This is a genomic window from Pseudoalteromonas sp. APC 3694, from assembly GCF_030407565.1.
GTDB classification, from domain to species: domain Bacteria; phylum Pseudomonadota; class Gammaproteobacteria; order Enterobacterales; family Alteromonadaceae; genus Pseudoalteromonas; species Pseudoalteromonas tetraodonis.
Genome location: NZ_JASDDE010000085.1, coordinates 1 through 12,126 on the forward strand (window position 1 = coordinate 1; position 12,126 = coordinate 12,126).

General features: G+C 38.2%; 6 protein-coding genes. 1 reads left to right on the forward strand and 5 read right to left on the reverse strand.

Translation table 11 applies throughout. The annotated features are described in order from the left end of the window. Nucleotides 1-638 (reverse strand): hypothetical protein (locus QMA00_RS17760; protein WP_290158283.1); only part of this gene is annotated, 638 nt, incomplete at its 3' end. A 28-nt stretch (nucleotides 639-666) separates the two neighbouring features. Continuing rightward, nucleotides 667-1,035, reverse strand: a complete 369-nt coding sequence (locus tag QMA00_RS17765; RefSeq protein WP_076922130.1) for a hypothetical protein — start codon at nucleotides 1,033-1,035, stop codon at nucleotides 667-669. An 880-nt stretch (nucleotides 1,036-1,915) separates the two neighbouring features. Here QMA00_RS17765 and QMA00_RS17770 point away from each other — a divergent pair. Further along, nucleotides 1,916-6,043 (forward strand): alpha/beta hydrolase, encoded by a 4,128-nt coding sequence (locus tag QMA00_RS17770; protein WP_076922129.1) that lies wholly within the window; start codon nucleotides 1,916-1,918, stop codon nucleotides 6,041-6,043. Nucleotides 6,044-6,533: 490 nt separating this feature from the next. On the opposite strand, the gene QMA00_RS17775 is transcribed toward QMA00_RS17770, so the two are convergent. The 3 genes from QMA00_RS17775 to QMA00_RS17785 all read right to left on the reverse strand — a co-directional run bounded on the left by QMA00_RS17775 (nucleotide 6,534) and on the right by QMA00_RS17785 (nucleotide 11,698). Next, the gene (locus QMA00_RS17775; RefSeq protein ID WP_076922128.1) at nucleotides 6,534-9,827 is read right to left on the reverse strand and encodes an EAL domain-containing protein; all 3,294 of its coding nucleotides are present in this window, start codon (nucleotides 9,825-9,827) and stop codon (nucleotides 6,534-6,536) included. A gap of 89 nt (nucleotides 9,828-9,916) precedes the next feature. Next, entirely contained in the window at nucleotides 9,917-11,470 is a 1,554-nt protein-coding gene (locus QMA00_RS17780; RefSeq protein WP_076922127.1) for a PAS domain-containing methyl-accepting chemotaxis protein, read from the reverse strand. Between the two features lie 84 nt (nucleotides 11,471-11,554). Next, nucleotides 11,555-11,698 (reverse strand): hypothetical protein, encoded by a 144-nt coding sequence (locus tag QMA00_RS17785; protein ID WP_175610043.1) that lies wholly within the window; start codon nucleotides 11,696-11,698, stop codon nucleotides 11,555-11,557. Between the last annotated feature and the right edge of the window lie 428 nt (nucleotides 11,699-12,126).

Below are 12,126 nucleotides of genomic sequence, written 5' to 3' on the forward strand. Positions count from 1 at the left end.
TAAGCGATCAAAGTTAATGCAATTGGGTGATCAAAGCTGGAGAGAATATGCACATCATCTACCACTAAATACTCTAAAGTTAGCTTTTGCAATCCAAAATTTATGATAAATCTCTGTTTTTCATTTGTATTTTTTACCAAGAAGTTCACTTCAGGCGAAGCTACAACACTTTTAATTGAAATAGTAGGACTGAGCGGAAAGCCGAATACAGTATATTCTTCACCCTCAATTTGAAATGGAATGGGTAGTAAATCTGGATTATTGTTACCTATATCTGTTAAAAAATCCGTACAGTTTAAGAGCCAGTCGAGATGACATTCTGTATTTTTACAAGATGTGTACTCGGCTCGATTAACTTTAGTTTTTGCCTTGTTACTCAAAGAATAAGCTGACAACTCATCTAATTTAAATTTGGTGGCAATCAATCTAAATGGGGTGCTATTCACTTGAATATCTGAAAATAAAACAAAGTGGTTATTTGTCTGTGTCTTAAAATATGGCTCCCAGCATAATTTTAACTCATCAACTTTAATAATATACTTTGATTCGTCATCAAGCCCAAAGAGTTTGTATAAAAGTGAAATAAGTTGAGTTCGTGTTATGTTTATAGTCACTAACTTTTCTAATCGAAGAGCCATTTTTTCTATATTTTAATTTATACAAATGTTATTTTATTTTTCTCATGAAATCAGAAGGTTCAATACCAAAAGCTTTAATTATTATCTCTTCTATTTTTACATCCACACAGTTGGTGTTCAATGTATTGTTAAGGTTACGCACAATATTGTTCATATGGGCATCAAGTAATTTGTACAAGAAAATATCAGAATTTGGCTGAAGTGAAGCCAGCAGCAATAACTGGTTATCAAATAGGTCAGAATTTAGTGAATCTCTCAAGTGAACCCAATCATCACATTGGTAGACACACATAGCTAAATGAGATTGAGCTTGTCTCAATGGAACATTAGTATTTTTAGAGAGACGTTTTGCTTGACGTTTAATGTTCGAAAGAAGTTCGTCGTTTGATAGCGACATTATTTCACCAATAGAAATACTTCAACACAAAGCCCACGCACTTTATATCGAGTATATTTATTGGAAAAACTTAGTTTGATAATTCAGGGTAAACTATTTGGCTCGCCAGTGGGAGCTGGCCTCCCTGCGAGGCCATAGCTTTAAAAATTAAGCTATGGCTATTATTACATATTTTTATAAATAATGAATAAAGTAATACTTTAAACAATGTTCAGCAGAGTTAAATTTCGACTTCAATATTTAGTCGCTCATATTTGGCCTAAAAGTTTCGATGAATAAACTAGGACTTTATCTTATAGGCAGCTAAGAGCGATCAAGAGACACTTACTGTAATCATGTGCTATCAGCTCAATTCTATAAAGCGGACATTCCCGCAACTCATTTATGCCCCAAGACGATTTACAAACTGGAATGTTGACGGGCCGCTTCGAGCGATAACCGGACACTGAAAAAGTTAAATTTATTCCTGTGCTTTGAGTAGAAATCTAATTTTGTCCAATAACATTATTAACCGCCGTTTTGGGGCAAAATAACATGCTTAATTTCTAGCTGTTTTAATTACTTGTTTACAAGGGTAATTATTGGTGAAATTATCATGGTATGTAATATACACCATTTTGGTGCGTTATAAACCACCAAAATGGTGTTCAATAAGCTGTTATGTGTTTAGCTTTCTCATACACCTCAGCTGAATTGGCTTGTTGAGTATTGTGCTGTTAATTAGGGGAAGTGGTGTCTGTAATAGTTTGATTTTTATCATGAAGCTGATATTAGGTAAACCAATACCTTCGCATGGTATTAATCCATGATTCTGCCAATCCTAAATTTAATCATGGGTTAACTACAAATTATCTAAGTAAACTAATTTAGAAGAAAAAGAATGTCAGAAATAAAACTACGCTCAGATCCAGCCAAGCTAAAAAATATCCATGTATTGTTTATCCATGGCCTGGGCGGAGATGCAGATAATACTTGGCTAGAGCGAGATTCCAAGGGGAAATCATGGCCATTATGGCTACTAGAAGATTCTGATGCACTCAACATCTGGTCCATCGAATACTCAGCTCCAAAGTTCAAGTTTAACAATAGCGGTATGGGAATTCCCGACCATGCAACGAATATTCTCGAACATATATTAAAAATCCCAGAGTTGTCCGAAGGTGAAATAATATTTGTATGCCACAGCCTTGGAGGCCTAATTACCAAGCAAATCCTTAGAATTGCAAATGATCAGATAACAAGGGCTGCTGCGCAGGAATTTTTACGGAGAGTTTCCGGTGTGGCCTTTTTAGCTACCCCACATTTAGGTTCAGACATCTCTTCATTAGGAAACCAACTAATTCCTCGTGTAATGATGCGAGGTTTAGCATTGTTGAAACCATCTATTGCAGCGGCATCATTAAGCCGCAATGACCCCTACCTCAGAGAGCTGAATACTTGGTACAGGGAATGGGTGTCAAGCAGGATTATTAGGCACCTAGTGTTAACAGAAACAGAGAGCATGTATGGTGTAATAAATGTTGTCAAACAGGATAGTGCAGACCCTGGCTTAGATGGTGTTAGAGCAATACCAATAGAAGCTAGCCATGAAAATATTTGTAAGCCTGTAAATAAAGAGGACGACATTTACATACAGGTCAAAGGATTCGTCACTCAAAAAAAAAGAGATAATCACGAGATTTGGCTAACGTCGAGATTTGCTAGTAATGTTAATTCATGGGAAGGATATGATAACTGGGCAAAATGCCCTTCAGGCATATCGGAAGAATATTTAGTAGACGATAAAGTTAGACTAATTGACTCATCATCACAAAATAGTGGAGGCTTAAATGGTGTTGAGGGTATAAATTATTTACGCCAAAAACTACTCCAAAATAATTCTTCAATTCGATTAATTGGCCTTTCTGGAGTTGGGAAAACTAGGTTTGCCCAAGCATTATTCGATACACGCATAGGTGAAAATCTAATATCTACAGAAAGCATATTTTATACAGATATAGCTAACGGCCCATCACCGACTCCTAGGGTTTTAGCCGAAAAACTAGTTTCAGAAGGTAAAGATGCGCAATTAATAGTCGATAATTGCCCCCCTGAATTACATAGGACATTAACCTCCCTATGCACTAGTGATACCAGTAAAGTTAATTTATTAACCATTGAGTATGATATTAGAGAAGATCAACCTGAACAAACAGATGTGTTTTCCCTTGAACCATCTTCTATTGAACTAATTGAGAAAATATTAAACTCTAGGTATCGTAATTTAGGACAACAAAACTCACGAACTATTAGTGAATTTTCTGGTGGAAACTCAAGAATAGCGATTGCCCTAGCAGAAACGATTGAAAAAGATGAAAATATTTCTAGTTTAAAAGATGAAGAGCTTTTTAAGAGGTTATTTTATCAGCGACATGACCAAGATAAGTCACTTGAAAAGACCGCCCAAGCTTTATCATTAGTTTATTCTTTTCAAATTAACAGTGATAAACCCTATAGTGAAGATGTAACCTTCATTAGTAACTTGTCTGAAATCCCCGCTAAAAACGTTTATCAAGCCGCTATAGAACTAAAGCGACGAAATTTAGTTCAGCAACGGAGCAAATGGATGGCAGTATTACCTCATCCGATAGCTAATAGGCTAGCTAAATATGCTCTAGAAAATATGAGCTCAGCTATAATTTTAAGTAACTTTAGTGAAGCTACAGATGAAAGGCTATTAAAATCATTTTCGAGGCGACTAGGTTATTTACCTCAATGTGATGAAGCAAAAGAAATCGTTAGCAACTGGTTAAGTGACAACGGTTTGGTGCACCATCTATATGCTCAAGGTAAGAATAAGCTAGCTTGGATATTGATTAATAATATAGCCCCCATTTCAACTAAAGAAGTTTTAGTACACATTGAAACATTAGCTAAACAGCCTGAGTTTTGTACTAGGAATAATAAACAATTTACGGAAATTACGAGGCTTATTAGGTCAATTGCATATGAGAAACAGTATTTTGATCAATGCACAAAATTGCTATGCCAATTCGCACTATCTGAGAATAAGGGAGAAAATAACAATTCCATCAGAGATATTTTAAAGTCATTGTTTCAACTTTACCTATCAGGGACTCATGCAACTAAAGAGCAGCGGCTAAACATTATCAATGACCTAATTGAAAGCGAAATCCAAAGTAATGTAGATCTCGCCTTAGAGCTTTTATGCTCATCTCTTGAAGCCTGGCATTTTTCGTCTAGCCACAGCTTTGATTTTGGTGCGAATCCCAGAGACTTCGGTTACAGGCCAAGAACAAATCAAGATGTTAAAAACTGGTATGGAGTATTCATTGACTACACCGCTAAGTTAATAGCTGGTGGCCCTCAAGTTTCATCAGGTGCCAAAACCGTACTTAGCAAAAATTTACGAAGCCTATGGCGAATTAGCGACCTCAGATCCTTAATTGAGGAAACCTGCACGAGTATCAGCAAATCAGGAATGTGGAGTGATGGCTATGAAGCCATTTATTCAATATTAAGATTTGATTGTAAAGATTCAGATAAGGAAGAAATTCAAAGACTAAATTCAATCACTGAAAAGTTATCCCCTAAATCGCTTATGGACGATATAAATATGTATGTTCTAGCGGATAAATGGAAGTTCTATGATTTAGAAGAAATAGATGAGGATGGTAAAGTAATTGAACGTGGATATAAGAAAGGACAGGAATATTCTATTGAATTAGGCACCAAGTTGGCTACCACTGCACCGAAAGAATTAGACAATATTCTAGCTAAACTTCTCTCATATCAAGAAACAAGCTCTAACTTATTTGAATTTGGTAAAGGATATGCTGAAGCATGTAAAAATAACGATGAGCTTTTATCTAAAACAATAACGGCACTGGAAAAACTTTCTGAAAAAGAGCGTAATCTCGATTTTTTATGTGGGCAAATAAATTACCTCTCAAAATATAATATCAAGCTGACTAATACTTTCTTAGACAGTCTTTTAATTCACCCATCACTTAAACAATATTTTGTTTGGGTTCAGCTGAGCTATACAATTGATTCAGAAGCTATTAGCCGTATTATTAGGGCTCTAAAGGAAAATGCATCTCCAATTTGGATGTATAGAAACTTAGCTTCAGGTCGCAGACATGAGCCAATAGCTGACTATCAGCTATGTGAAATATTAGATTTAATTTGGCAACAAGATAATGGGCAAGTAGTCGCCATAGATATACTATCTATGCGTTTTCATGGCCTTGAGCAAAATAAAAGCTATACAGTATCAGACCTATTAAAAAATAAATCAGCTTCACTTTTAGCGTCGCTAAAATATTCAGGAGCAAACAACTTTGATGGTAATGATTATAATCTAACTCAGATAGCAAACGTTTGTTTTTCAGAAAATGAAAATAAAGAGCACGCATTAACCATACTCAAAGAAATGAAGTCTAAAATTTTAGATCATATAATAGGCAGATACGATTTTCCTGAATTTATGTCTACAATGATCCAGTTACATCCCATATTGGCTCTTGAAGTTTTTATTGGTGAAGGGACTGAAGTAGAGTGTCAGATAAGAAATGCTGTAAAAGGCAGATTTGATAAGAAAGTAAGCCCGTTTTCTAAAGTCGATACGAAAAGCACGTTAGTTTGGTGTAAAAATAATGGAAAAGATAGTTACCCTATGCTCGCATCAATAATTAAGCCGTATCAGTCTGATGAAAAATCAATAGAGTGGACTCCACTAGCAATTGGACTATTAAAAAGTTGCCCTGAACCAACTAAGGTCCTTGACGAATATTTATCAAATCTCAGCCCTAACGGATGGACGGGCTCAAGAGCGAAAATACTTGAATCACGATTACCTTTATTTCAATCATTAATAAACTCCGATAACAACGAAATATCTGCCTGGGCCACTGATAAAGAGGTTAAATGGAAAAATTTCATTGCTAGTGAATACGAAAGAGAAATAGAACGTGATATTGATAGAAACGAGAGATTTGAGTGGTAACTAAATATTTCATAACCACCTCGTAACCTATTGATTTTGTTGCGGTGTATTTATAGCCAATTAGAGTTTGATTATGGGGCGTTTAGAGAAGGTTTAAGGTTACTATTCGAAATCACGGGGTATCCTGAACACTATCAGAAAATGTCTCAGATATAGATACGTTAAATAGTGAGCTGAGCAATCGAAAATAGACGGTGAATTAAGCGATTTTTCAATACATAAAGTAATTTATGAATTACTAATTTAGCAAAGTCGCTAGCTCATTTCTGTCCATCGACGATTTATCAATATAACTCACCTTTGCCCCACAATAAGTTAACTTAATTACTCTAAAGATGGCTTTGAGCGAAAAACAGGCTTTCAGGTCATATGCACCAAAGGCCGGCACTGCTCAAAAAGCATACGTTAATAATTACTTTCTTATATTAATCATAAAAACTGGGACATAAAACGCTAATCATTGCCACATAATTGCACTCATGTACCACACTTATAATTTTAGCTCTTCAAGTCTGCATGGCTTTCCAAAAAGGTATCCCTGATAAGTATTGCAGCCCATTCTATGTAACAATGCTCGCTGATCCTCTGTCTCGACGCCCTCAGCGATGACTTGCAGACCCATGGAGCTAGCTAATGTTATAACAGCCTGAGCAATCGCCTTGTCATTGATACTGTTAATGATGTCCCGGACAAAACTCTGATCTATTTTTAACTGGTTTATAGGCAACTGTTTCAAATATGATAAAGATGAATAACCAGTACCAAAATCATCAATAGAAAACGTAACACCGCATTGCTGCAATTCTCGCATCTTAGCTTTAACATCTGGAATATTATTAGCCAAGAGTGACTCTGTTATTTCTAACTTTAGCAGTTGAGGATTAGCGCCTGAACTTCTCAATGAGTTGATCACTTTCTGAACAAAGTTATCTTTGCTAAATTGAACCACGCTAATATTAACCGCAACGCTCAGATTTTTCGTAACAGGTTGTTTAGCCCAATTGACTAAAGTCTCACACGCCTGTTGTAATATCCAATCCCCAATAGGCACAATAAGGCCTGTTTCTTCTGTTAGAGGGATAAATTGTGCCGGTGAAATCATCCCTTTTTCTGGATGAAGCCAGCGTAACAGCGCTTCGACACCAACAACCCGCCCATGCTGGTCAATCTGCTTTTGATAGAAAAGAGTAAATTGTCTTTGCTGTATTGCGTTATACAAGTCGTGGATCAAGGTCGCTTTTGAGCTAACTGCAACCTGCATCTTGGGATCAAAAAATTGCACGGTATTGCGACCAGCCTCTTTAGCCTTATACATTGCCATGTCGGCTTGTTTTAATAGGTCCTCTGTTGGGACGCTTGTGCTATTAAACAGTGTTACCCCGATGCTTGCGGAGCTATTGCAAGTTAAACCCTCTAAGTCATATTCCTGTGCTAAGTGAGCCATGATTTTTTGCGCAAGTGATTCAGCCTGATTAGCAGCCGTTTCTTTATCATTACTTAAGTCTGATACTACGACAACAAACTCATCCCCCCCTAACCGTGACACCGTATCACCCTGCCTAACTGAACTAACCAATCGTTCAGCGACTCGGCATAACAATAAATCGCCTTTATTGTGACCAGCACTGTCGTTAAGATTTTTGAAGTTATCTAAATCAAGAAACATTAAAGCCGCAAAATTGTTGGCGCGTGAACAATGTGTCATTGCCCCCTGTAATCGGTCTAATAACAACCGTCGATTTGGTAGTAATGTGAGTGGGTCATAAAATGCTAACTGATGTATTTCTTGCTCACGCTTTTTACGCTGAGTGATGTCCCGCACGATTCCAATGAAATTAGTTTCACCAGCCATTTTTACTTCAACAACACCCAGCTCAATAGGAAATGTTGTACCATTTTTGTGCAATGCATCAAGTTCACGAATACGATCGGTAATGTCGCTGATACCACGGTTAATATAATTTGATAAGTAGATATCGTGATGTTCACGATGCGGTGAGCCCATAAGCATACTGATATTTCTGCCTATAATTTCTTCATCAGAATAACCAAAAATTTCATTTGCAGCTTGATTAAATGTAAGTACCTTACCCTTGCTATCAATGGTAATAATGCCATCAAGTAAGCTCTCGACAACAGCTTCCATCTGTTTTGATTTTTCGTTGAGTGAGCTTTCGGCCTGTATTTGGTCATTAATATCGAAGTGCGTACCCAGCATCCACTCAGCGTTACCATCATTTGTCCTTGCGGACACTCGCCCTCTGGTGTTTATCCATACCCATTCGCCATTTTTATGTTTCATTCGAATATTGGCTTCGTATATCGGAATAAGACCGGCTGCATGTTTTTCGATTTGTACAGCACAATAGGCTAAATCATCAGGATGGGTCAGTCGTTCCCAGGTTTCTCTGGTAGTTGGCAGTAGTTCAGAAAATTCGTAGCCCAACAATGACGCCCATTTGTCATTAGTAACTAACTCGCCATTTTGTAAATTAAGACGCCATGTGCCAATAGTATTGGCATCAATCACCGCCTTAAGTAAGTTCTCACTATTGTGAATGAGCTCTTCATCCCGCTTCTCTCTCGTGATATCGGTCTGGATTGCAATATAGCCACTAAGCTCGCCTTCTTCATTGAGCAGCGGATTACAAGCTATTCTCGCCCAATATGGTTTCTGCTCTTTTGAGTAATTGAGTACGTCAACATTGAAACTCTGCTGTAAAGACAGGGCCTCTCTCATTTCGTCAACAATTTCGGGGTCAGTGTCGGCTCCCTGCAATAGTTCACCTGGCTTTTTATCCAGCATATCTTCGATGCTATAACCAGTGATGTTATTAAACGCCTCATTTATCCAGACAACAAAACCACGTATATCCGTTATCACTACGCCATTCGTTGTTTGCCTGGCAACTTCCGAAAGACGTCTGATGGCAGAGTGTGCAGCGGTTTGCTCAGTAGTATTGCGAATAATAATCAGAACTTCATTTTCATCAATTTTCTTGTATCGCGCTTCAAAGGATTTATTCAATTTTTTAAAGGTGTAGTTGTGATGAATGACATTGCCGTTCTCAAAAGCCTGTTTAACATTATCCATCAGTTGATGACCTAACTCATTAGGCAATACATCAAGGATTTTCTGCCCTAAAATTTCATGTTGAGGCTTAAGCAAATCAGGATGGTCGTTACACACTGAAAAACGAAAGTTTCGGTCAATGACAAAAACTATATCTGGCAACGTTGCCATTATTGATGCCGTTCTTGTCATGCCAGCTGACAGTTTTTGTTGGAGCGTTTCCTGATCTAGTCTGGCAATCTCATGCTCAACCATGTCAGCTAACTCACGTAATACTCGCTTTTCGCTTATCGTCAAGTCACGAGGCTGTGGATCTATAAGGCATAATGTGCCAATAGGTTGCCCACCTGGCTCGCAAACTGGCGCTCCTGCATAAAAACGTATACGCGGCTCCTCGGTCACAAGCGGGTTAGCAGAGAAGCGGTCATCCTTTGTTGCGTCAGTAACGATAAAAATATCCGGGTGCAATATTGCATATCCGCAAAAAGAAATATCACGGTCAGTCTGACAAGCATCAAGCCCTACCTTAGATTTAAACCACTGCCTGTCAGCATCGACCAGCGAAATTAAGCACGTTTGGACATTAAAAATTAAAGCCGCCAGTCGAGTGATACGATCAAAGCGCTCTTCAGCAGGCGAGTCCAGTAACGCTGTGCGTTTTAATGCGAGTAAACGAACGGCTTCATCAGCAGGATAATCAGGTGCACTCAAAAGTCTCTCCAGTAGTGTTTTACTCAGTCGTAAATTACCAATAGTGCTTTAGAAAGATATTCTTAAACACTATGACCGTATTTATGAATTTATCGTTTAAACCGAACAACCAGCTCATGTAGTTCATCAGCTATTTTATTAAGATAAATAATGGTTTCTGATAATTTCATCGAGCTTTCAGAGCTCATATCGGCAAGCGTTGAAATGTTCACTATCTGCCGGTTTATATCCTCAGCAACATGAGCTTGTTCTTCAACTGCGGCAGCCATTTGAGTAGACATAGAAGCAATTTGACCAACAGACTCAGAAATACCACTCAACATTTTACCACTCTCAATCACATGAGAAAGACCATCTTCTGCATCAGTCGCGCCAGCATCAGCGACGTTCACAGCATCACCTGCACGTTGCGTTAATTCGGTGACGATACCATAGATTTCTTTAGTGGATTCTTGAGTTCGCAGGGCAAGATTTCTTACCTCATCTGCAACCACTGCAAAGCCTCGCCCTTGCTCACCTGCACGAGCAGCCTCAATAGCAGCATTTAAGGCAAGTAAGTTAGTTTGATCTGCAATCTGTTCAATTATTTGCGCGGCACTGGCGATATGTGAGGTTTGCTCTGACACACCGCGCACAGAACTACCAATTTGCTCTACTGTATGTTTTAGCTTTTGAATAGAGTCGCGGGTAATATTCGCCACATTAGTGCCTTTTACTGCAAGGTTGTTAGCAGTGTCTGCCTGCGTAGCGGTATCACTGACATGCTTAGATACTTCGGCAATAGTAGTCGACATTTCATTCATAGCAGTAGCCACCTGAATGGTTTCTGCTTGCTGACTTTCAATGTCTTTTCTGGTTTTATCTGTTAATTCTGCGCCTTTCTCCGATTCCTTGGCAACAACAAGAGCGGCACTTTCGATGCGGGTAATCACTGTTCCTAAATGCGCAAACTGACTTAAAATTGCAACTTTAAGCTTGCCTAAATCATCAGTTTCATCGGTATAACTTTTTACTGCCAGTTCATCTGAAAATGAATGACCAAGCATATCATTCAGCGCATTAAGAGTTTTCTTTCTGCTTAATGATACCCAAATAGCAAAAATGATCACTGAGGCTAGTAGTACACCCTCCGAAATTTCTTTGAAACCAAAACCCAATAACCCAACACACAGGGCTATCGATAATACCAAGAAAGCATTCTCAAGCGATATGGGTAAAGTAGAGCGACTACTTTTTCCTGCATTGATATCACTATAAAGTTTAGACGCCCGCTCCACGTCCTGACTTGAGGGGCAGGAGCGAACTGATTCATAGCCTATTATTCTGCCGTTCTGTGTTACAGGCGTCACATACGCATCCACCCAATAATAGTCGCCATTTTTACAGCGGTTTTTCACAAGACCCATCCAAGGCTTACCGGATTTCAAATAGTGCCACATCTTTTTAAATGCCTCTGGTGGCATGTCCGGATGCCTGACCATATTATGAGGCTGGCCAATCAACTCGTGCTTTTCAAAGCCACTGACTTCAACAAAAGCATCATTACATTCAAGAATAGTTCCTTTAGTATCAGTCACTGAAATGAGTTTAGTTGTACTTCCGAAAGTTTTCTCTCGATCAGTAACTGGCAGGTTTTTACGCATAAGTGTTTCTTATTTGTACAGAACATTATAATTTAATAGCTTAGTATGCATTATAGTGTAGTATTTTAACTATAAAAGTGAAACTCAAATATCAAGATTTTCAGCAAACTCAAGCGCATCCTGCACATCAATACCCAGATAGCGAACCGCACTTTCAATTTTCTTATGACCCAGCAACAACAGTATGGCGCGTAAATTTTTATCTCGCTTATAAAGAAGAAGAGACACTTTGGTTCTACGCTTAGAGTGTATGCCATACAGGCTACTATCAAGACCAATCGAGCTTACCCATTTATGTACCAACCTGTTATAAGCACGGGTGCCAAGATGCGGCACCGAATGCTTGCGTGAAGGAAATAAATAATCATTATATTTTCAATTTACGAGAGTAATCCATTCGAGCAATGACTAGCGGGTGTGAGCGATGATTTCAAACATCACTGGGGTGCCAATTTTATGCTGAACAATTCTGGCTCTCGTTAAAATTTCACCAGCTCGCATGACATCTTTTCAAATACGTTTGCAAATACGTTTATTAAATAAGTCACACATTTGAATTTGAGTGAGAATCATTGTTGTGAACCATCTGCTTTTTCTTATCTAACCTGAACTCTGGTTAAGAGATTTACTAACGTATTGAATCAAAAAATGATATT